General features: G+C 41.3%; 17 protein-coding genes. 10 read left to right on the top strand and 7 right to left on the bottom strand.

What is annotated here, in order from left to right; translation table 11 throughout:
* Positions 1 to 86 precede the first annotated feature (86 nt).
* The gene (hrpA, locus tag LU293_RS09020; RefSeq protein WP_242747451.1) at positions 87 to 4,241 is read left to right on the top strand and encodes an ATP-dependent RNA helicase HrpA; all 4,155 of its coding nucleotides are present in this window, start codon (positions 87 to 89) and stop codon (positions 4,239 to 4,241) included.
* Between the two features lie 116 nt (positions 4,242 to 4,357).
* On the opposite strand, the gene LU293_RS09025 is transcribed toward hrpA, so the two are convergent.
* The 6 genes from LU293_RS09025 to LU293_RS09050 form a co-directional block, all read right to left on the bottom strand.
* Positions 4,358 to 5,080, bottom strand: coding sequence for a nitroreductase family protein (locus LU293_RS09025; protein WP_242747452.1), 723 nt, complete (start codon positions 5,078 to 5,080; stop codon positions 4,358 to 4,360).
* A 357-nt stretch (positions 5,081 to 5,437) separates the two neighbouring features.
* On the bottom strand, positions 5,438 to 6,427 hold the full coding sequence (gene oppF / locus LU293_RS09030) for a murein tripeptide/oligopeptide ABC transporter ATP binding protein OppF (RefSeq protein ID WP_242747454.1): 990 nt from the start codon (positions 6,425 to 6,427) through the stop codon (positions 5,438 to 5,440).
* Positions 6,424 to 7,428 carry an oligopeptide ABC transporter ATP-binding protein OppD gene (gene oppD / locus LU293_RS09035; protein ID WP_242747457.1) on the bottom strand — a complete coding sequence of 335 codons (1,005 nt, stop codon included), beginning with the start codon at positions 7,426 to 7,428 and terminating at the stop codon, positions 6,424 to 6,426. Before oppD ends, oppF begins: the two co-directional genes overlap by 4 nt.
* A 28-nt stretch (positions 7,429 to 7,456) precedes the next feature.
* Positions 7,457 to 8,353, bottom strand: a complete 897-nt coding sequence (gene oppC / locus LU293_RS09040; RefSeq protein WP_242747458.1) for an oligopeptide ABC transporter permease OppC — start codon at positions 8,351 to 8,353, stop codon at positions 7,457 to 7,459.
* Between the two features lie 9 nt (positions 8,354 to 8,362).
* A complete protein-coding gene (gene oppB, locus LU293_RS09045; RefSeq protein ID WP_242747460.1) occupies positions 8,363 to 9,283 on the bottom strand; it encodes an oligopeptide ABC transporter permease OppB in 921 nt (306 codons plus the stop codon).
* 416 nt (positions 9,284 to 9,699) lie between these two features.
* Positions 9,700 to 11,367, bottom strand: coding sequence for an ABC transporter substrate-binding protein (locus LU293_RS09050; protein ID WP_242747462.1), 1,668 nt, complete (start codon positions 11,365 to 11,367; stop codon positions 9,700 to 9,702).
* A gap of 410 nt (positions 11,368 to 11,777) precedes the next feature.
* On the opposite strand from LU293_RS09050, the gene LU293_RS09055 reads away from it, so the two are divergent.
* The 9 genes from LU293_RS09055 (at position 11,778) to dnaX (ending at position 21,242) form a co-directional block, all read left to right on the top strand.
* A complete protein-coding gene (locus LU293_RS09055) occupies positions 11,778 to 12,923 on the top strand; it encodes a beta-ketoacyl-ACP synthase III (RefSeq protein WP_242747464.1) in 1,146 nt (381 codons plus the stop codon).
* A gap of 186 nt (positions 12,924 to 13,109) precedes the next feature.
* Positions 13,110 to 14,186 (top strand): peptide chain release factor 1, encoded by a 1,077-nt coding sequence (gene prfA, locus LU293_RS09060; protein ID WP_242747466.1) that lies wholly within the window; start codon positions 13,110 to 13,112, stop codon positions 14,184 to 14,186.
* A 3-nt stretch (positions 14,187 to 14,189) separates the two neighbouring features.
* Positions 14,190 to 14,435, top strand: a complete 246-nt coding sequence (locus LU293_RS09065; RefSeq protein ID WP_242747468.1) for a DUF2798 domain-containing protein — start codon at positions 14,190 to 14,192, stop codon at positions 14,433 to 14,435.
* Positions 14,432 to 14,857, top strand: coding sequence for a hypothetical protein (locus tag LU293_RS09070; RefSeq protein ID WP_242747470.1), 426 nt, complete (start codon positions 14,432 to 14,434; stop codon positions 14,855 to 14,857). Before LU293_RS09065 ends, LU293_RS09070 begins: the two co-directional genes overlap by 4 nt.
* Positions 14,858 to 14,907: 50 nt before the next feature.
* Positions 14,908 to 15,168 (top strand): hypothetical protein, encoded by a 261-nt coding sequence (locus tag LU293_RS09075; RefSeq protein WP_242747471.1) that lies wholly within the window; start codon positions 14,908 to 14,910, stop codon positions 15,166 to 15,168.
* Positions 15,146 to 15,547, top strand: coding sequence for a type II toxin-antitoxin system VapC family toxin (locus LU293_RS09080; RefSeq protein ID WP_242747473.1), 402 nt, complete (start codon positions 15,146 to 15,148; stop codon positions 15,545 to 15,547). The genes LU293_RS09075 and LU293_RS09080 overlap by 23 nt, the downstream gene beginning before the upstream one ends.
* Before the next feature lie 29 nt (positions 15,548 to 15,576).
* Positions 15,577 to 17,097: a lysine--tRNA ligase gene (lysS, locus tag LU293_RS09085; RefSeq protein WP_242747475.1), complete on the top strand. Its 1,521-nt coding sequence runs from the start codon at positions 15,577 to 15,579 to the stop codon at positions 17,095 to 17,097.
* Between the two features lie 300 nt (positions 17,098 to 17,397).
* Positions 17,398 to 18,885, top strand: coding sequence for a cation:proton antiporter (locus LU293_RS09090; RefSeq protein WP_375540335.1), 1,488 nt, complete (start codon positions 17,398 to 17,400; stop codon positions 18,883 to 18,885).
* 254 nt (positions 18,886 to 19,139) lie between these two features.
* Positions 19,140 to 21,242, top strand: coding sequence for a DNA polymerase III subunit gamma/tau (gene dnaX / locus LU293_RS09095; RefSeq protein ID WP_375540369.1), 2,103 nt, complete (start codon positions 19,140 to 19,142; stop codon positions 21,240 to 21,242).
* Positions 21,243 to 21,294: 52 nt separating this feature from the next.
* Here the strand turns inward: dnaX and accC are convergent, their stop codons facing one another.
* Positions 21,295 to 22,641 (bottom strand): acetyl-CoA carboxylase biotin carboxylase subunit, encoded by a 1,347-nt coding sequence (gene accC / locus LU293_RS09100; RefSeq protein ID WP_242747479.1) that lies wholly within the window; start codon positions 22,639 to 22,641, stop codon positions 21,295 to 21,297.

A 22,641-nucleotide genomic window follows, 5' to 3' on the forward strand; every position in this document is an offset into this window, starting at 1 on the left:
TATTTTAATTAAGTGATATGCTTTAGTTTGACCATCACAAACCCCTTAATACCTTAAAAACTGAACCAAATACCAAGTTAAATAATATGCTAAATTATAAAAATACCACCATACTGGCTAAAGATCGCTATTTTTTAAGTCGGTTGGCAAAAGAGCTAAAAGGCGACTTGCCAGCTCAATTAAAAGCCAAAAAGCAAGCCAAATACGATCAAGTGCTATCGCATTCTCAAAGCATCGCCCAAAAACGAAAACAAAGCATTCCTACTCATGTGCGTGATACGCTAAATGCCGAATTGCCAGTGGTAGCCCAAGCTGATAAGATTATCAAGGCAATCCAAGACCATCAGGTGATTATCGTGGCAGGCGAGACAGGCTCTGGTAAAACCACGCAGCTACCTAAGCTTGCTATGCTTGCTGGTCGTGGCATTACAGGGCAGATAGGGCATACGCAGCCTAGACGACTTGCTGCTCGCTCTGTCGCCACTCGTATCGCTGATGAGCTTGGTGAGAAGCTTGGCGAAACGGTGAGCTTTAAGGTGCGTTTCACCGAAGAAGGGGGCAGTCACTCTATCATTAAGCTGATGACAGATGGCATATTACTTGCGGAGATGGCACATGATAAATTCTTAAGTCGATATGATACCATCATTATTGATGAAGCCCATGAACGCAGCTTAAATATTGATTTTATCTTAGGCTACCTAAAACGCCTATTGCCAAAACGCCCTGATTTAAAAGTTATTATTACGTCCGCCACCCTTGATACGGCACGCTTTGCCAAATATTTTGGACAAAGTGAGATGACCCCTATCATTAGTGTAGAGGGTCGCAGTTATCCTGTTGAGGTTCGTTATCGACCGATTAGCGAACAGATTATCCAAAGCCATGATGACGATGCGTTTAACGAAGCAGAAGATAATTTACCTTATGCCTTAGTAAGTGCGGTTAATGAATGCTTTAGCGATGCACATGCTAAAGGTAGACCGCACCAGTCGGATATTTTGGTTTTTGCCAGTACAGAGGCACAAATTAGAGAACTTCAAGATATTCTCACCAGCCACAACTTACCGCATACCGAAGTTTTACCACTATTTGCTCGCCAAAGTTACAGCGAGCAACAAAAGATTTTTAGCCCAAGTGGTAAGGGCCGCCGAATTATTATTGCCACTAACGTCGCTGAGACGGCATTAACTGTACCAAATATCTATTATGTGATTGATTTGGGTTTTGCTCGTATTAGTCGATACAGTTATCGTTCACGCATCCAAAGGCTACCGATTGAAGCGATTAGCCAAGCATCTGCCAACCAGCGTAAAGGTCGGTGTGGACGCTTGGGCGATGGCTTATGCATTCGCTTGTATTCCAAGGAAGACTTTGAGATGCGTCCTGAATTTACCGAGCCTGAGATTTTACGCACCAATTTGGCAAGTGTTATTTTACAAATGGAAAACTTAGGGCTTGGTGATGTCGCTGAATTTGATTTTATTACACCGCCTGACTTTCGCTTAATTAATGATGGTAAAAAACTACTTCACGAGCTGGGGGCGATTAGTGAGAAACCCACCAAGACTGCTCATAAAAAACGCCGTATCAGCTCAAGCAGTCTGACCGCTATTGGCAAGAAAATGGCAAAAATGCCTATTGATCCACGCTTAGCTAGAATGCTAATTGCAGGCGATGAGTTTGCTTGTCTATCTGATATGCTTGTGGTGGTGTCTGCTTTAGCGGTGCAAGATGTTCGAGAAAGACCTAACGATAAGCAGACCCAAGCCGACCAAAAGCATGCTTTGTTTAAAAAGGACAATTCAGACTTTTTATTTTATATAGAGCTATACGATGTGCTGTTTAATCAGCATGAAATGCATCAAGGCGAGAGACTGACAGGCAATGGACGTAAAAGTTTTGCAAAAAAACATTATTTAAGCTTTGCTCGCATTAAAGAATGGCAAAAAACACATGAACAATTAAGCCAAATGATGGCAGAGTTGGGTTTTGTGATTGAAAAATCCACTCAAAATCAGACTGTCGCAACCATTGAAGACTCACCAAAAAGCGTGAAGCATCCAAAAAATCAAAAGCTGAATAAGACTGCCCAAAAACCGCTTAGCGAGAATGAACAGCAGGCGATACATTATGCCAACTTGCACCGTGCGTTATTAACCGCACTGCTGTCTTTTGTCGCCCAAAAGACAGACGTTAGGGGCGAGTATATGATGGCTCGCAACCAAAAAGCACGCATTTTCCCAGCAAGTACTATGTACAGACAAGGTGCAGATTGGGTGATGGCGTTTGAGGTGGTAGAGACATCACAAGTATATTTACGCTGCGTGGCAAAAATTGAACCATCATGGGTGATTGACGCTGCAAAAGGACTACTAAAGTATCATTATTTTGAGCCGCATTGGTCTAAAAAAGCAGGGCGTGTGAAGGCGTATATGCAGGTGAGCTTATTTGGCTTAATTTTAGTGCATAAAGAGCTGGTTAATTATGAAAATATTGACCTTTTTGCCAGTCGTGAAATCTTTATCCGTGATGGTTTGGTGGCGAACAATTACCCAAAACCGCTGAAGTTTTTGACGCATAATGAAAATAAGCTACAAACTGTCTTAAAGACAGAAGATAAGCTGCGTCGCCGTGATTTATTGGTGGATGAAGAAAGACTGTATCAGTTTTATGACACCAAAATTGATTCATCAGTTGCCAATGCTAAGTCGCTAGAAGACTGGCTTGGTAAGATGGCAGATGATGAGTTTTTATATTTTAGCGATGAAGATGTACTAAATGAGTCGGCTAGTGTCGGTAACCAATTCCCTGAACATTGGCAGATCGGTGCTTTAAAACTACCACTGTCTTATGTCTTTGACCCAAGTTCATCCGATGATGGCGTGAGTGTGCGTGTGCCTGTTAGTGCCTTATCGCAGCTTGATGGCGTGGATTTATTATGGGGAATTGCAGGGTGGCGACAGGCGTTGGTAACAGCGTTATTAAAGACGCTACCTAAAGACATTCGCCGAAAAATCGTACCGATACCTGATACAGCGAGCCAAATTTTTGATGATTTGGACAAGGGCAAAACCGCAGGCTTGCTAGATCAACTTTGCCAAAGTCTATTAAAATTAGGGGTGGCGGTATCGCCCAATCAGTTTGATGTAAGTGCGATTGATGAGTATTTAAAACCACTCATCTGTGTACTAGATGATAAAAATCGTGTGCTGGATAAAGGGCGGGATTTAACAAAACTCCAAGCCAAATATAAAAGTAAGGTTAAGGCTGTGGCGGGGGTGAAAACAGGGGTACACGATAACTTTCCTGAGCATTTTATCTTTGTTAAAAATAAGCACACCGCAGGCGTGATAATGCAGCAGTTTTGTGCGTTATCGCCGATTGAGGATAATGGTAAGTTAAGTGATGGCGTGGCAATTTTTGAGCTAAGTGATCTGCCTAAGGCAATAGCTATGCATAAAAAAGGCGTGCTAACTTTAATTAAGGGCAATCTAGGTGCTAAGCAAAAGCAGCTTGCCAGCCAAATTGATAAAGCATTTAAACTTGCTTTTGCTCCTTTGGGAGACTTAGATAAACTAAAAAATATCGTGGTTGACGCTACCTTGCAAGCGACTTTAGATGTGCATGGTGTAAACTTCGCTAAAGATATGGCATTGTCTCAGACACACACACGGCAGGTTTTAGACGATTTGCCAAACAACCTAACACCAAGCCAAAACGCCTTATTGGATAAGTTGCCACTTACCAATGATGAGTTTAAGCTGACAAATGAGATGGTTTTGACAAACTTTCTGCTGATGGGTCAATCAGTGCTAAAAGCCCTAAAACACATCTACACCACTTGGCAGACGGTGCGTGGACAGATGCTTATGCTTGATCGTGATATTTTTGGCGAAAGTATTGAAGACATCGAAGATCAGCTTGATGATTTATCGCTTGCCGATTTTATTTATCGTCATGATTATGATCGATGGGTGCAGTATGGTCGCTATCTAGACGCCTTAAAAGTGCGACTAGACAGACTGCCACACAACCTAGAAACCGACCTAGATGGTATTTATGCTCTTGATGAACATATGGAAAGGCTTGCTCAAGTTGTGCATGATGTTCGATTTGCTGAATATCGCTGGCTTGTTGAAGAGTATCGTATCAATCTATTTGCTCAGCCCATGAAAACCGCTGTGCCTGTATCACCAAAACGGCTACAAAAGGCTTGGGATAAAGCTACCACATGTTAAACTTAAAGCTTTAAGCGTGATATAAAATCAGCTGTATCACGCTTTGAGTACACGTTTTGAGTGGTTTATTAAGTTTATATTATGGCTACGCCACCTAAATAGCAAAATAGATTGCCTTATACTTTATGATAAACCTCATCAAAAGGCACACGATAGCGTTCGCCCCATACGCCTTTTTCGCTTCTAATACCGCATGAGATTACCATATTTACTTCACTGTCTTTGGGTAGGCGTAGTAGCGTCTTAATCATCTCACCATCAAACCCCTCCATAGGGCAAGTATCAAGCCCCTGTTCGCTCATCGCTAGCATAAATGTCTGAGCCACAAGACCGCAGCTTTTATGCATAACAATTTTGATGTCATTGGTTGAGACATCAGCTTGAATGGGGCGAAATTTTTGAATACCACAGGCTAAGGTTTTTCGTGCCGTGCTGATTAAAGGTACGTTTTGGGCATATAGTAGCGGCATTAGACGGTTATAATAGTGGTCAAACTTCTTTATGCGAGCGGCAACTTTCTCGGCTGGACTGTATGATTTGATGTTTTGTTTTTCAAACTCAAAGACCATCTGAGCGTGCTTGCGGTGTAAATCAGGACGAATCACAAAAACCACCATTTCTTGGGCGGTGGTTGCAGCACTTTGGGATAAGCAGGCTTTCGCCAGTGTGGCAAGTGTCGCCTTATTGGTAATGTGATAAAACTCATATAACTGCATATTAGAGCTTGTAGGGGCAAGCGTGGCAAGACGTAAGCAGTCGGTTACGATGTCACTATCAATGGGGGTGGGTAGATAATCACGCACAGCACGGCGATGATGAAGTAAGTCAGCTAAGCTCACATGGTTCTCCTATGTTGAATGGTGCGATTATAGCAAAGATTTTTTATAATGTATGCTAAGCTTATAAAGCTTTTTGTATTTGCAATAAAAAAATAAGAAAAAATTGCACGTTTTTTAAGAAAACAATGTAAGTTCTGTCGTTATGTTATTAGATAAGTTTTTAACCAAAAAAAACTCAATCATTTAACCACTTAATCACTTAAGTTTATTTCAACTTAAGTGATTAAGTTGGTTGAGTAGTCATTTTTAATGCAAAAACAAAATATTATCAGTGATTTTTATTAAAAACGTTATAACGATTAATACACAATACTAAAAAGCAGCCCAATTAGGCTGCTTTTTAGTACCATAAGTCGGTTAAGTTTGTGGCTGTCGCTTTAGACAAGCTACTTGATGGTTGATTGAACCTTGTAAAGTAGGCTTGGTTTGGGCACATTCATCAGAAACGATAGGACAGCGTGTGCGAAATACACAACCAGACGGCGGATTAATAGGGCTTGGTAAATCACCTGGTAACAGCTGAATGACTTTATTGTGCTCAACTTCAGGGTCAGGCACAGGTACAGCACTCATTAAAGCTTCGGTATAAGGGTGCGTTGGGTGGGAGTACACAGCTTTATCTGTTCCGACTTCTACAGCATTGCCTAGATACATCACAAGCACACGGTCTGAAATGTGTTTAACCACTGATAAATCGTGAGCGATAAAAATCAGTGCAAGCCCCATTTCTTGTTGTACATCTTTTAGTAGGTTAATCACCTGTGCTTGGATAGATACGTCAAGTGCAGATACAGGCTCATCACAGATAATCAGCTTAGGCTTTAAGATTAAAGCACGAGCAATACCGATACGCTGACATTGACCGCCAGAAAATTCATGCGGATAGCGGTTTACTAAGTTTGGCAGCAGTCCCACTTTTTTCATCATGGCACGCACTTGTGATTCCACTTCAGCCTTAGCCATGCTGGGGTAGTATGTGCGTAAAGGTTCGGCGATAATATCACCAATTGTCATGCGTGGATTAAGGCTGGCTAGCGGGTCTTGAAAGATCATCTGAATGTCTTTTCTGGCTTCTCGTAAGGATTTCTTATCCATATTGACAAGCTCTTTACCGTCAAATAAGATGCTGCCTGATTGTGCCTTAACCAGCCCGATGATGGTGCGTGCTAGAGTGGATTTACCACAGCCAGACTCACCAACCACGCCTAATGTTTCGCCAGCATTTAGAATAAAAGACACGCCATTAACGGCTTTTAGGGTTGCAGGTTTTTGCCAAAAAAACCCACCTTTTACAGGAATGTCGAAGACGGTTTTGACATCATGAACTTGTAATAAAGGGCTGGTCATACTCGAATCTCCTTGATAGCTGTTTCAGATGCCAAAATGTCGCTCGGTTTCCAATAACAGGCACGTTGACGTTCGTTTGGTAGAAACTCAAGCGGTGGCGGACTTGTGTGGCAGATATCCATAGCATGCTCACAGCGAGGTGCAAAAGGGCAACCTTTTGGTAGATTTAGCAGGTTTGGCGGGTTGCCAGCGATGGTTGATAGTCTTTCTGATTCGCCATCAAGTCGTGGAATAGCACCAAGTAGTCCAATGGTATAAGGGTGGCTTGGTCTATAAAAGATTTCATCTGTCTTACCATAAGCCATCGTGCGTCCTGCATACATTACAAGCACTCGATCACAAGTGCCTGCTACTACGCCAAGATCATGCGTAATCATGATGATGGTGGTGTCAAAATCACGCTTAAGATCATTTAACAAAGCCATAATCTGTGCTTGGACGGTAACGTCAAGAGCGGTGGTCGGCTCATCAGCGATGAGCAGCTTAGGACGACATAGTAGTGCCATAGCAATCATCACACGCTGACGCATACCACCAGAAAACTCATGCGGATACATACCGATTCGCTTTGCTGCTTCTGGAATTTTCACAGCGTCTAGCATATGAATGGCTTCTTGCCACGCTTGAGCTTTACTCATGCCTTTATGCAAGATTAGCACTTCAGCAAGCTGGTCACCTACTTTCATATAAGGGTTTAGACTTGTCATCGGGTCTTGAAAGATGATGGCGATGTCATTGGCACGAATTTTATTTAATTCACGCTCATGCATGCCGACAAGTTCGGTGCCATTAAATAAAACTGAACCTGATGTTTTACCATTTTTAGCAAGCAATCCCATCATGGCAAAGGCAGTTTGTGATTTGCCAGAGCCTGATTCACCAACGATGCCTAAAGTTTCGCCTTTATGCAAGTTGAAATTTAGCCCGTTAACAGCAGTTACGATACCGTCTTCTGTGGAAAATTGTACTTTTAAATCTTTGACTTGCAATAAATCATTCATAATTAATCCTTAAATTAGCTATCCTTGCTTAGCGGTCTTTAGGGTCAAGTGCGTCACGCAGACCATCGCCTAGGAAGTTAAAACAAAACAGCGTTACCACCAAAAATACCGATGGAATTAGCAGCTGCCAAGGGGCGATTTGCATGGTTTTAGAACCATCTTGTAATAACGCACCCCAACTGGTCATCGGTTCTTGAACACCCAGACCTAAGAATGACAAAAAGGATTCAAATAAAATCATACTTGGAACAAGCAGTGAAGCATATACCACAACCACGCCTAAGACGTTTGGTACAATATGACGCATAACGATAGCAAAGCCTGATACACCACCTACTTGAGCGGCTTCGATGAATTCTTTGCGTTTTAGCCCTAGGGTTTGACCACGCACGATACGAGCGACATCAAGCCACGATACAAGCCCAATCGCTACGAAGATGAAGATGATATTACGCCCAAATAAGGTAACGAGTAAAATCACAAAAAACATGAATGGAAATGCGTTTAAAATTTCTAAAAAACGCATCATAACCATATCAACTTTACCGCCTAAAAAGCCAGAAACTGCTCCGTAAACCGTCCCAAATAAGACCGCTACGAATGCTCCTGCAATGCCAACTAGCAATGAGATGCGTCCGCCGACCGCCGTTCGCACCATAAGATCACGACCCAAAGAGTCTGTGCCAAAGTAGTGCTTGGTCGCCACAGATGGGGCTGATTGCATATTAGACCAGTCGGTATAATCATAGGCAAAAGGCGAGAAAAAAGGAGCAATCACCACAAAAATTGTGATAATTAGCAATATAAAACCACTGGTTAAAGCTGCTTTATTATGAGAAAAGCGTCGCCAAGCATCTTGCCACAGACTTCTGCCTTTAACTTCTTTGACGTCGTGATCTTGGGTATCTATCAGTTGTGTTGTCATGAATTGTCCTTAATATTTGATTTTTGGGTCAATGACAGCGTATAAAATATCAACCACAGCATTAAATAAAATGGTTAATACGCCAACTAAAATGGTTAGGCTTAGTACTACACTATAATCACGATTTAGTGCACCATTGACGAAAAGCTGTCCGATACCTGGTAAGCCAAAAATAACTTCAATAACAATCGAGCCTGTGATAATACCCACAAAAGCAGGGCCAAGATAAGAAATGACAGGAAGCATAGCAGGGCGTAGTGCATGCTTAAGCACGATATGGTGCAAAGGCAAACCCTTAGAGCGTGCAGTGCGAATAAATTGACTGTTCATCGTCTCAATCATCGAGCCACGCATGATACGAGCGATACTAGCAATGTACGCAATAGAAAGTGCGGTAACAGGTAGAATCATATTTCTTAACGCACCATCATTCCAGCCACCAGCAGGAAGCCATTTTAGAGTGACTGCAAAAATCAGCACAATAAGCGGAGCTTTCACGAAGCTAGGAATGGCAACACCTGTCATAGCAAGCGTCATGACGATATAATCAATCACGCTGTTTTGTTTTAAGGCGGCAATAATGCCAAAGCTTACCCCAATCACAACAGCAATCACAAAAGCGTATATACCTATCTCAACTGAAACAGGCAAAGTCTGTGATAGCAGTTCGTTGATGGTGTGGTCTTTATATTTAAATGACGGACCAAAATCCCCATGAGCGAGTTGCTTTAGGTAATAAAAGTATTGCATCCAGATAGGTTCATCAAGATGGTATTTTGCTTCGATATTTGCCATGACGGCAGGCGGTAGGTTTCTTTCGCCAGTAAAAGGGTTTCCGGGTGCTAATCGCATCATAAAAAATGATACTGTAATTAACACAAAAAGCGTCGGAATAGCTTCAAAAAAGCGTTTGATGATAAGTTTTAGCATACGCGTTCTCTCGTGTAATCGGTGGCTTAATGCTGCCAGTTACCACAATCCTTGAGTAGTAGAAAGGAGTAATCCAAAAAAATACCGACATAATAGCATAAATTTTTATTATATGGGCATAATTTTATTGTAAAGTATTGCAACTTTTTTGTTTGGCGAGCATGGTTGGCTTTTTTGGGGATTTTTTAATGTTTTTAGATAGTATGTACTCATAAAGGTATAGTTTTGTTCATTAAATCGACCATTTTGGGTAAGGCATAACTGTAATTCATCACGAGTAAGGTTATAAACATAGCTCATAAATATGAGTGGATACACCAAAAGCCGTTACAATCTTTAAAATAAAAAGTCAAGTCACGGCACTGCAATGACTTGACCGATTTTAACAAATATTCAAGCAATACGAAGATGGCGGATTAGTGTTCCAAAATCTTCCAGTTTTTCACTTGGTAAGTTGATTGCGGATCTTTGCTGCTATATCCTGCAACATAAGGTTTTACTAATCCTGCGCTAACATAATGATATACAAAGATGGTCGCTGCATCTTTATCAAGCACTTCTTCTGCTTGGCGATAGATTTCACCACGAGATTCTGGGGTGACATCTGCACCTAGCGTTGATAACATCAGTTTGTCAAACTCAGGGTTGCTGTACTTGCCGTAGTTGCTTGAGTTATCAGACTTGAAGGTGTTTAGGAAAGTTGATGCTTCGTTATAGTCTGCACACCAGCCACCACGAGACATTTGATGTTCTTGCTTTCTGCGAGTATCTAGATAAGTTTTCCACTCTTGGTTGTTTAGATTAACATTCACAAAACCAAGTGAATCCTTCCAGAATGACGCTGCTGCCACTGCAAGTTTTTTATGATCTTCACTGGTGTTGTATAGCAATTCAAAGTTAAGCGGATTGCTCTCAGAGTAACCAGCTTCGCTTAGCAGTTTTTTGGCTTCTTCGATACGTTTGGCTTTATCCCATGATTTCCATTCAGGCGTGTAATTTTTCATGCCTTGGGTAGAAGTTGGGGTAAATTGATACGCCACTTCTTGGCCTTGACCTAAGATTTGATCGACAATAATGTCTCTATCCATGGCAAGTGATAGGGCGTGACGTACTCGCTCATCATTAAATGGTGCTTTGGTGTGGTTAAACTCATAGTAGTAAGTACAAAGCTTTGGTGCAACTTTCACTTGATCGCCCAACTCAGCTTTTAGCTGTTGGAATTGATCGGATGGGATGCTATTAGTTACATCAATCTCACCTGCTTTATAACGGCTCGTCTCGGTGGTTGATTCTGGAACAGCCAGCATAACCACTTCGTTAATGGTGGTGTTCGCATCATCATAGTAGCTTGGGTTACGCTCAAGAACGATGCGTTCATTGATTTGCCAGTCTTTTAGGTTGTATGGGCCGTTTGCCACAAAGTTACCAGGAGAGGTCCATTTATCGCCATGAGTGTCAATAGCCTTTTTATTGACAGGCTTAACAGAGGTATGGATGAGTACGTCTGGGAAGTAAGGAACAGGCTCAGCCAAGGTAATTTGAAGCGTTTTATCGTCAAGTGCTTTAACGCCTAGTTGATCAGGATTGGTCTTACCATCAACGATGTCTTGAGCATTAATGACACCGAAGTCTGCTAGATAAGTCGCATACGGAGAAGCGGTTGCAGGGTCGGTTAAGCGTTTGAAGCTGTATTCAAAGTCCTGTGCGGTAACAGGATCACCGTTAGACCATTTGGCGTCACGGATTTTAAATGTCCAGACTTTATTGTCGTCTGTTGACCACTCAGATGCCATACCTGGAATGGTGTTGCCATCATTATCTGTAGTGGTCAGACCAATTAGCATTTGGCGAATAAGGTTCGATTCTGGCACACCAGAAACCTTATGAGGGTCTAGTGATTCTGGCTCGGCACCATTGTTGATGGTGATGGTTTGGTTAGCAGCAAGCTTAGCGTCAGCAGGAATGGCTGCAGCACTTTCTCCAACAGGTGCAGTCTTCTCAGCAGTGGCAGTTTGGTTTTGCTCGCTACAAGCAACCAAAGCAAGTGCAGCGATTAAGGCACTTGGGACAAATCTTTTTTTCATTTAAACATCCTTATGGTGTAGAAACTGTTACAGATAACAGTGTGGACTCATCTGTCATGACAGATAATTAAAAGGTAAAATTAGCCGTATCATCATGATCCATGATCTTTAAGGCATCACCTTACATGAACTAAACAGGGTGCTTTAAGAGCGACTTAAAAGCAATGCAAAGTTCCTGTTACGATATATTGACAAAATTACACTTTAATGTCAAGTAGTATCTAACATATTAAAAATGTAACCAAAATACGACACTTCGCTTTTTATTTTGACATTATGAAAATGAGTTATAATTTTGAGAAAAAACAGCACAGATGTTTACTAAAACTTACTACCATTTGCTTAAAAATATGCTAAAATGCCAAGCAATATGTAACGAATTTTTTCAAAAATTTTATTAAGGAGCGTTTATGGGCATTTGTATTACTGCAACAGGACTACATATTCCAAAAGATAGCATTAGCAATGAAGAGCTTGTAACCACTTTTAACACTTACGTGGATAACTACAACAAAAAAAATGCCCAAGCGATTGAAAATGGCGAGAAAGTCGCTTTGCAACACTCTACATCAGAATTTATTGAAAAAGCGTCAGGTATTAAGTCTCGCTATGTGATTGATAAAAAAGGCATTTTAGATCCAGAAATTATGGCACCTATTTTCCCTGCCAGAAAGCTTGGTGAAGAGCTGTCTATTATGGCACAGATGGGTATTGGTGCATTACAAAATGCCTTAGATAATGCAGGACTTTTAGCGGATGATTTAGACGGTATTATTTGTGCGTGTTCTAATTTTCAGCGTGTTTATCCTGCCATTGCCATTGAAATCCAAGATGCTATCGGCATGAAAGGTGGCTTTGCTTATGACATGAATGTCGCGTGCAGTGCAGCGACTTTTGGTATCGCCCAAGCGGTGGGTAGTATCAAAGCAGGACTTGGCAAGCGTATTGCTGTGGTGAATGTAGAAATCACATCAGCTCACCTAAACTGGCGAAATAGAGACAGTCATTTTATCTTTGGTGATGTAGCTGCAGCGACGATTATTGAAGAGCTTGACACACCAAAAGGCTATGAAGTGCTCGATAGTAAGCTTTGGACGCAATTTAGTGCTAATATTAAGAATGAATATGGCTTTATGGATAGAGCAGAATTTTTGGCGATGGATAAAGAAATGCACTTTGACATCAAAGAGCCTGTAAATGATAAGCTATTTTTACAAGAAGGGCGTAAAGTATTTCGTGAAGTTTGCCCAAAGGTATCTGAGATTATCAGCACGCATTTGGCAGAAAATCACATTGATAAGTCATCAGTTAAACGCCTATGGCTACACCAAGCTAACATCAACATGATTGATTTGATCTTACGCACCGTGATGGGCAAAGATGCGGATAAAGCGATTGCCCCGATTGCTATTAGTGAGTTTGGGAACACCAGTTCAGCAAGCCCTATAGTGGCGTTTCATTTACACCAAGATGGCGTCAATAGTGGCGATTTAGGGGTGATTTGTTCATTTGGGGCAGGCTACTCTATCGGCTCGGTGATTATCAAAAAAGTATGATTGTAATCGTGTAATAATATGATGAGTGTCTGAGAATTGATTAATTGCACACTTATAATTTGTCATAAAACCGCCAGCAGATAGGGCGGTTTTGTTTTTGTTTAGCGGATTTAGCTGATGATATTTCATATAGATTATGCTAAAATGTTCGTTTGATAATTTATTTGTATTATAACTGAATAAACCATGAAAGAATCCCTACGCCATCGCCTTGATCAAATGATTGATCGCTTTGAAGAAGTTACGGCACTTTTATCTGACCCTGATGTTATCTCTGATAATAAGCAATTTCGTGCTTTATCGGTAGAACACAGTGATTTATCTGAGATCACTGATGTATGGACGAAATTTTTGAACGCTGAGGCTGATCTTGCCGCTGCCCAAGAAATGCTTGATGACGAAGAGATGAAAGAGATGGCACAAGAAGAGATTGCCATCAATGAGTCACTGATTGAAACGCTTGGCGATAAACTCAACATTTTAATGCTGCCCAAAGACCCAAGTGATAAAAACCCTGCATTTTTGGAGATTCGTGCAGGTACAGGTGGTGATGAAGCGGCGATTTTTAGTGGTGATTTGTTCCGTATGTACCAAAAATACGCCCAAAGTCAAGGTTGGACGGTGGAAGTCTTATCTGCAAACGAAGGCGAGCATGGCGGTTATAAAGAAATCATCAGCCGAGTGTCAGGTACAGATGTGTATGGACGACTTAAGTTTGAATCTGGAGCTCATCGTGTACAGCGTGTGCCAGCCACTGAATCTCAGGGGCGTGTGCATACGTCTGCCTGTACAGTGGCGGTGATGCCCGAGGTTGAGATTGATGATACGGTAGAGATTAATCCTGCTGATTTGCGCATTGACACTTATCGGTCAAGCGGTGCAGGCGGTCAGCACGTTAATACCACAGACTCTGCGGTACGTATTACCCACATTCCCACAGGTGTGGTGGCAGAGTGCCAACAAGAACGCAGTCAGCACGCCAATAAAGATAAAGCGATGAAAATGCTCATCGCTCGCATACAGCAAGCCAAAGTAGAGGCACAAATTAACGCCACTAGCGATATGAGACGAAATCTAGTTGGTTCTGGCGACAGAAGTGAACGCATTCGCACTTATAATTTTCCACAAGGGCGTATGACGGATCACAGGATTAACCTCACGCTCTATAAGCTAGATGCAATCATGGAAGGGGATATGACCGAGCTACTAGATAGCTTGCTTAGAGAACATCAAGCAGATTTGATGGCAAGTGTGGGTGAGTAGTAGATGAGTATGAAAAAACAAGGCTTTATCCCTGCCAAGTTCGCTGGCATTGTTTTTGCGTTTTATATGTCAGGCTTGATGGCACTGCTCATGTCGTGCGTGCTTGTGGCGGTCAATACTGGCGTTGGCGGTAATTATCTTGTGCGTGTGTTTGGTTCGTACGTGGTGGCTTTTCCTATTGCTTTTATTTGTGTGGCATTATTACGCCCCTTTGTGATGAAACTGGTGGATTGGACGATTAAAAAATGAAGCGTTTATTGATTGCTTTGTTATCATTAAATTTATTGGCGTGCGGTAGACTGCCAAATCCAAACACCACACAAACCCACCCAATGCAATCATCGCAAGATATGAAGCACACACCACCCAAACCCACCCAATTTGCCGATAAAAATGCCACTGCCGATGACATCGTGAGCTGTCAAAAACAAGGCGGCGTCATAAAAAAAGTGGGTATGCTTGGCTTTGACCAGTGCGTCATTACCTATCTTGATGCAGGTAAATTATGCACTAAGGGCGATGATTGCCTAAGCGGTACTTGTGAACCTGACCAAAATAGTAGATTTAACCCAAATAAACCCATCAATGGCATTTGTAAAGCAGATAATAATTTCTTTGGTTGCCGAAGTTTCATTCAAGATGGGCAAGTACAAACGATTTGTGTGGATTAGTTTAACAAAAATTGTTATGATGAATGTTAAAGTAAACCAATGGGGGCGATATGGAACAAGTTGTTATTATTGAGCAATTACAACAGGATTTAAATGTCATTACTGAGCAATTAAATAAAATTGGTGCAAGAATTGTGATTGAAAATGATCAACCAAAAATTACTACGCTCACTAATAAAAAGTTACAACGCACCTTAAATTTTGGGTTTATGAATGAAGAATTTGATGTGCCTGATGATTTTGACCGTATGAATGAAGATGAGATTTATGCGATGTTTGCAGGGGAGTATGGTGAAAATCCTTTTAGATAGTCAAGTGCTTATTTGGTATGGCTTTAATAAACCAAATAAAATTTCTGCCCGTGTGCTCAATCTTTTAAAAGATATGGACAACGAGTTGTATTTTAGTGTGGCAAGTATTTGGGAATTAACCATCAAATCATTATTAAACAAACCTGATTTTCCGCAAGATATTGAAAAATTAAGAATTGGTTTATTAAATAATGACATAAAAGAATTGCCAATTTCGCCACGTCAAATTAAAAACTTGCATGATTTTACCCATATCCATAAAGACCCTTTTGACCGCTTGTTATTAGCCCAAGCTTACACCGAAAATTTTTATTTTTTAACCGCAGACAGTTTAATTTTAAAATACGATTTTGATTTTATTATTGATGTAACTGCTTAAATTTAATTTTGAAAATTTGGAAAAAAATTATGACCAACCAAACCGAATTAACTGACGCTAACAAACTAATCCGAGAGCGTCTTGAAAAATTAGACATATTAAAACAAAAGGCAAGCGAACATGGTAAAACTGCCTACCCAAATACCTTTAAGCCTGCCGACTTTTGTGCGGATTTACAGGAAAAATTTGCCGATGTGGATAAAGCGACCTTAGAAAGTCAAGCTGAACTGGGCAATAAAACCTACGCCAAAATTGCAGGGCGTGTCATGCTCAACCGTGGCTCGTTTATTGTCATTAGCGACATGACAGGTCGCATTCAGCTGTATGTGGACAGAAAAGGCCTGCCTGCTACGACTTTGGAGCTGATAAAATCACTTGATTTGGGTGATATTGTGGGGGCGGTGGGCTATATCGGACGCTCTGGTAAGGGGGATTTGTACATTCATTTGGAAGATTTTGAGATTTTGACCAAGTCGCTTCGCCCACTGCCAGACAAATTTCACGGACTTAGCGACACCGAAGTCAAGTACCGCCAGCGTTATTTAGATTTGATGGTCAATGAAGATACTCGCAAGACTTTTTTGATTCGTGCCAAAGTCATTGCAGGCATTCGTGCGTTTTTGAGTGCTGAGCGTTTTATGGAAGTAGAAACGCCAATGATGCACGTTATCCCAGGTGGTGCGTCTGCTCGTCCGTTCGTTACACATCACAACGCCCTTGATATGGAGCTGTTCTTACGCATCGCCCCAGAGCTTTATCTAAAACGCCTTGTGGTAGGTGGGTTTGACCGTGTGTTTGAGATTAACCGTAATTTTCGTAACGAAGGCGTATCTACTCGCCACAACCCTGAATTTACGATGATTGAGTTTTATCAAGCTTATGCCGATTATACCGATTTGATGAGCTTAACCGAGCGAATGCTTGAACAATTGGCGACCGACATTTTGGGTAGCACCGATGTGCCTTATGGTGATGAAGTGTTTAGCTTTCAAGGTCCATTTAAAAAAATTACAATGCTTGATGCAATCTTAGAGCATAATCCAAGTTTTGGTCCTGATGATGTCAATGATGTTCAATTTTTGACAAATTTCATCAAAACCCAATTAAAACAAGAAGTTAAACCGTCTTTTGGCTTGGGTAAATTACAAACCATCGTGTTTGAAGAAACCGTGGAAACCAAGCTTCGTCAGCCCACCTTTATCACTGAGTATCCTGCCGAGACATCGCCATTGGCTCGCCGTAATGATGACAATCCGCACGTTACCGACCGCTTTGAGTTCTTTATCGGTGGGCGTGAGCTTGCCAATGGATTTAGTGAGCTTAATGACCCGATAGACCAAGCCGAGCGATTTGCCCAACAAGTTGCCGAAAAAGACGCAGGCGATGATGAAGCGATGCATTATGACGCTGATTTTATTGAAGCCTTAGAATATGGCTTACCACCAACCGCAGGGCAGGGAATTGGCATTGACCGACTGGTGATGCTCTTTGCTAACGCCCCAAGCATTCGTGATGTGATTTTATTCCCACATATGCGTCATAAGGGCTAAAAAAAATAGACGAAGTATTTGCGATAATTTTAAAAACTGTTTTGGTTTTTTGGTGGCGTGTTTTTATCATTTTAATTGTTGATGAAATCATGCACAGAATTTATCGCAAATGTCCCAAAACCATCATAGTGATTTTTATTATTTTGGTGGGTTATTTTGTTGATATGGGTTTTATGTAATTTAAATACATGAAACTTAAAAAAGTAGGGCAAATGTGATTTTGCCCTTTTTGTCAAATTTATCAAAGAAAATTTTTATGATTGGTAGGTGATTTTATCAATCAATAATAAAAGGAATGATATGGGCAGTTTTATTTATTTAGAAGTGTTTGTGATTGTGTGCCTAATCTCTATTAGCACCACGCTATTTAACAAACGCTTTTTAAATTTACCGCAAGCGATTGGTGTGCCAATTGTGTCGGCATTATTTGTCTTTGTGTTGCAATGGTCAGCAACCTTACTGGCTGGCAATCAATTCATCGCAATCAACATTCACGCCATTGAAGAAGCGGTTCGCCATATCAATTTTTATGATTTTTTGATCAATGGGGTGATTTGTTTCATATTAACCGCTTCTGCGTTAAAATTTAAAGTTCATGATTTAAAAACCTATTGGAAGCCAATTAGTATTTTGGCGAGCATTGCTTTGTTATTATGTGCTTTTATTTTTGGCGTTTTGTTGTTTGGTTATCAATATATCACAGGTCATCATGTGCCACTGATTGTGCTTTTGCTGTTGGGTTCGGCATTGGGAGCGACTGACCCCATTGGCATTAAAGGCGTGCTAAGTTCCATCAAAGCCCCACGACATCTGATGATTAAATTAGAAGGTGAATCTTTATTCAATGATGCGATGTGTATCGCTGTATTTATGACCATTTTAAAAGTCATACAAGGCGATGGTTTTAATTTGGTTCATGTGTTGGAGCATTTGGCATTTGAAATCATTGTGGCGGTGATTATTGGTATCGTCTTTGGCAAAATGGCTCTTTATTTATTAAAGGGCAAAAATGAAATGGAAAGCCTAATATTAACCACCGCTGTTTTGGCAGCAGGTTCTTATCTGGTGGCTCTTTATGCTCATGCGTCCGCTCCGATTGCTTGTGTGATTGGTGGCTTGATGGTGGGTGATAAATGGCAAGCGTTTTTGGCGGATAAAGACATTGATGAAATTAACCATTTTTGGCATACCATTGAAGGTATTATCAATTCCTTCTTATTTACGCTCATTGGGCTTGAATTATTCATTCTAGATTTGGATATTTATATCATCATTGGCGGTATTGTGGCGTTTATTGTGCTACATTTATCACGCTTTATTGCCAACTTTGCGTCATTTGCATTATTTCCAAGTGTCCGCAAAAATGCCTACAAAGGCACGATTGAAATCCTATCATGGGGTGGAGTGCGTGGCGGTATTTCGCTTGCATTGATATTGGCGGTGGCAAACACGCCCCAACTACAACCTTATACCAATGTCTTGATTGGCTATACTTTTATTGCGGTGCTATTATCTGGGGTGGTGTGTGGACTTGGCTTGCCTGCGGTCATCAACGCTTTTTATTATAATCCCAATGAAGTGCAGACAGGTTTTGCTGGTTGGTATCAATGTATCATGCATAAAATCATGAACCGCTCAGACAGATTGTATGTACTCAATGAAGATAAATTTGGCAATCAGACCATCTCGCTCTATGAGCCTACGCCAGAAGAGCTTGAAGAATTGCCAGAATTTGACGACACCAAACACGAAACACCAAGTACACTTAATGACCCCAATCGTTTTTGATTGTTTGTTTGATGGTCTGCGTGTTTTGATTATTTTTAGCTCATTGTCTTAAAAAAAGGCGGTGAGCCATTTATTGGGAAATTGTTTTATTGGACATAATTGGACATATGTCTATCACAAGAGTAAGTAGCCCCCAAAATTAAAATTTATTGCTATGGTGGGGCTGATTTTATATCCCAAATCATGCAAAAATATGTTGAAAGGCGATAAAATACGCTATAATAGCCATCAATTTAGCCAAAATTTTATCCGCCATCATGAGTGAATACCAAGTCCTTGCCCGTAAATACCGCCCCAAAAATTTTGATGAGCTTTTGGGGCAACGCCATGTCTCACAAGCTTTGTCGCACGCCATAGATACAGGGCGGTTGCACCATGCTTATTTATTTACAGGCACTCGTGGCGTGGGCAAGACGACCATTGCTCGTATTCTTGCCAAATGTCTCAACTGCGAAACAGGTGTAACTAGCACCCCCTGCGGTGTTTGCGATACTTGTGTGAGTGTGGATAGTGGGCGGTTTATTGATTTGATTGAGATTGATGCTGCCAGTCGCACCAAAGTAGAAGACACCAGAGACCTATTAGAAAACGTCCCCTACGCCCCCACGCAAGGGCGATATAAGGTATATCTGATTGACGAAGTGCATATGCTGTCTACGCATTCATTTAATGCCTTATTAAAAACCTTAGAAGAACCGCCAGAACACGTCAAATTCATCTTAGCAACCACCGACCCACAAAAAATTCCTGTAACCATCATTTCTCGATGTTTACAATTTGTGCTAAGACCATTATCACAAGAATTACTACATAAACATCTTGCTAAAATCCTAAAAGAAGAACAAATTTGTTATGCCGATCAGGCAGTCTGGCAGCTTGCACAATCTGCTAAAGGCTCGGTGAGAGATGCGTTATCTTTAACCGATCAGGCGATTGCATTTGGTGGCGGTCAGATTGATGATGCGACTATCATGCAGATGTTGGGTCTTGTCGATAGTGTGGATATGATTGCCTTAATTGAAGCAATTTATACGGATAATCGCCAATTTGTTGCAAGCCAAATCCAAAAAATGAGATTGCAGATGGTAGATGCGACAGCTGTGCTTGAACGATTGACGGATACTTTGCACAGTTTGGCATTGTCACAGATCATGCCAGATTTACCGCTTGATATGAATGATGAACAAAAGCAGGCGTTTTATCAATTGGCATCACAGATTAGTCCAGATGTGTTACAGCTGTATTATGAAATTATCTTAAAAGCACATGACGCCATTCGCTTAGCAAGTACGCCAATGCAGGCTTTAGAGATGGGTATCTTGCGGTTATTGGCGTTTCGCCCCTTAACATCTGGTCAGGCATTGGTGGGCGATACATCATCACATTTAGATAACACACCCCATGATGAGTTAAGTGATACCCACCAAGCAGGCGACAAGCCACATCAAAATACTAATGATGAATCAGCAGAGTCTTCTAAGAAAGTCAAGATGGTCAAATCTGACACAGATGAGCTGATCCATGTAAAATCAGATGATGATAAGGCAAAAACGCCTGATGTCTATGAGCTTGATGAAGTTAAGCAGTCTGATGAACCACTGGCAATACCAGCCAAACCAATGCCTTTAGATCATGAATATGTTACGGATAGTCTGTCAGTACAAGTTAATGCTACTCCGATCCAAGACGACTTAGATGTTGACTCTATTCCATCACCGCATAAAAAAACCAACCAGTCGGTTTATTTTGAAAATACATCTGATACAAGACAACGTGACGCAGAGCTTGCTCCATTATCAACTACTAACTTAGCTTTAAGTGATGATATTGCAAGTGATGATATTGCAAGTGATGATCATGGTCAAATAGCTACAGATTATAATAACCGCCTTACAAAAGAACAAATAAGACTTAAGATGCGACCAAAGCAAGTTGATCTTGTGGGCGAGTGGACGCCAGAGAAGTGGGATTATTGGGTATCGTGTGTTAGTGATGGGCGTTTATTTGACAATGATGAACTGGCACTTATTCAGTCAGCACAAATGATAGGGCAGATTGATGGCGATAGCGTGCTTCATATCCATCATTTGCACGATCAGACGACAGCAATCTATCGTAATCTTAAGAAAAAGATTAATGATTATCTGCCAAATATCCGCCTTGCAGATGAGCCCTTAATGCTTGATGGAGCAATCAGCACGCCATACCAGCATAATCTTGCTCGCCAAGAGCAGGTATTGATTGATGCTCAAAATCAACTCATCGGCAGCCCAGTAGCAGTTAAGCTATGGCAAAATGGTTTTATTTTTGATGATGGGCGTCCAATTATTGAAAAGACTAAATTATTGCTTGATTAGAAATGGTGCAAATAAAATAAAGCCAAGATAACAATCTTGGCTTTATTTTTTATTATTTGTTTTGTTGGAGTAGGCGATTTTCTAGGTAATGAATATTTTGGGCTTCATTCACAAAATCTTCATCTTGTAAAATCACATCACGATGTAGCGGAATATTGGTATTAATACCTTCAATAATCAGTTCATCTAGGGCGTGTAGTGTTTTTGCTACCGCCTGTCTGCGAGTCTGAGCATGACAAATAAGTTTACCAATCAGTGAATCATAGTAGCTTGGAATCGTGTAGCCTTGATATAAATGCGAATCAAAGCGTACGCCTGAACCACTGGGGGTGAACAGTGTTTCAATCGTACCAGGGCAAGGCATAAACGTCTTAGGATCTTCTGCATTTATACGACATTCAATGGCATGTCCACGAATGGTAATCTCATCTTGGTGATAAGACAAACCGTAGCCTGCGGCAATTTTCAGCTGTTCTACTACGACATCAATGCCAGTAATCATCTCGGTGACAGGGTGTTCGACCTGCACTCGAGTGTTCATTTCAATGAAGAAGAATTGACCATCTTCATATAAAAATTCAAACGTTCCTGCACCACGGTATTTAATCTGCTCGCACGCACGCACGCACGCTTGCAAAATTGGCTCCCGCACATCATCAGGAATGTCTGGTGCAGGTGCTTCTTCTAGCACTTTTTGATGGCGACGTTGGAGTGAGCAATCTCGGTCAAATAAGTGCAATGCATGTCCATTGCCATCACCAAGTACTTGCACTTCGACATGGCGTGGATTCTTTAAGAAGCGTTCCATATAAACTGTATCATCACCAAAGGCACTAGCAGCTTCGGTTTTAGCAGCTTGAACTTGACCAAGTAATTCTTCAAATCGTTCAACGACACGCATACCACGACCACCGCCACCTGCGGCTGCTTTCACGATTAGGGGAAAGCCAATCTGACGGGCTTGTTCTTCAGCATTATGTAAAGTAATCGCACCTACAGACCCCGGTACGGTTGGTACGCCCGCTTTTTTCATTGCATGAATAGCAGATACTTTATTACCCATTAGGCGGATGTGATCGGCATGTGGACCAACAAAGGTAAGCCCAAGCTCTTCTACTTTTTCGGCAAAATCTGCATTCTCGGATAAAAAACCATAACCTGGATGGATGGCATCAGCACCAGTTACCTCGGCTGCGGTTAAGATTTTATTAATATCAAGATAGCTTTGGTTAGATGGTGCATTACCAATGCACACCGCCTCATCCACAAAACGTAAATGCATGAGATCTTTATCAGCGGTGGAGTAGATGCCAACAGTTGAAATGCCAAGCTGCTTACACGCACGCACAATACGTAAGGCAATCTCGCCACGGTTGGCGATGAGCAGTTTTTTAATCAT

Origin of the sequence: Moraxella nasovis, assembly GCF_022701215.1 — a bacterium.
Taxonomy (GTDB): Bacteria; Pseudomonadota; Gammaproteobacteria; order Pseudomonadales; family Moraxellaceae; genus Moraxella; species Moraxella nasovis.

Bases quoted from the DNA above. Each gene is read 5' to 3' on its own strand.
- oppB (WP_242747460.1), bottom strand. From the start codon at position 9,283: ATGCTAAAACTTATCATCAAACGCTTTTTTGAAGCTATTCCGACGCTT.
- oppC (WP_242747458.1), bottom strand. From the start codon at position 8,353: ATGACAACACAACTGATAGATACCCAAGATCACGACGTCAAAGAAGTT.
- LU293_RS09065 (WP_242747468.1), top strand. From the start codon at position 14,190: ATGAGTATGAAAAAACAAGGCTTTATCCCTGCCAAGTTCGCTGGCATT.
- LU293_RS09050 (WP_242747462.1), bottom strand. From the start codon at position 11,367: ATGAAAAAAAGATTTGTCCCAAGTGCCTTAATCGCTGCACTTGCTTTG.
- LU293_RS09080 (WP_242747473.1), top strand. From the start codon at position 15,146: ATGGTGAAAATCCTTTTAGATAGTCAAGTGCTTATTTGGTATGGCTTT.
- LU293_RS09070 (WP_242747470.1), top strand. From the start codon at position 14,432: ATGAAGCGTTTATTGATTGCTTTGTTATCATTAAATTTATTGGCGTGC.
- prfA (WP_242747466.1), top strand. From the start codon at position 13,110: ATGAAAGAATCCCTACGCCATCGCCTTGATCAAATGATTGATCGCTTT.
- LU293_RS09075 (WP_242747471.1), top strand. From the start codon at position 14,908: ATGGAACAAGTTGTTATTATTGAGCAATTACAACAGGATTTAAATGTC.
- LU293_RS09090 (WP_375540335.1), top strand. From the start codon at position 17,398: ATGGGCAGTTTTATTTATTTAGAAGTGTTTGTGATTGTGTGCCTAATC.
- oppF (WP_242747454.1), bottom strand. From the start codon at position 6,427: ATGACCAGCCCTTTATTACAAGTTCATGATGTCAAAACCGTCTTCGAC.
- accC (WP_242747479.1), bottom strand. From the start codon at position 22,641: ATGATTAAAAAACTGCTCATCGCCAACCGTGGCGAGATTGCCTTACGT.
- lysS (WP_242747475.1), top strand. From the start codon at position 15,577: ATGACCAACCAAACCGAATTAACTGACGCTAACAAACTAATCCGAGAG.
- oppD (WP_242747457.1), bottom strand. From the start codon at position 7,428: ATGAATGATTTATTGCAAGTCAAAGATTTAAAAGTACAATTTTCCACA.
- hrpA (WP_242747451.1), top strand. From the start codon at position 87: ATGCTAAATTATAAAAATACCACCATACTGGCTAAAGATCGCTATTTT.
- LU293_RS09055 (WP_242747464.1), top strand. From the start codon at position 11,778: ATGGGCATTTGTATTACTGCAACAGGACTACATATTCCAAAAGATAGC.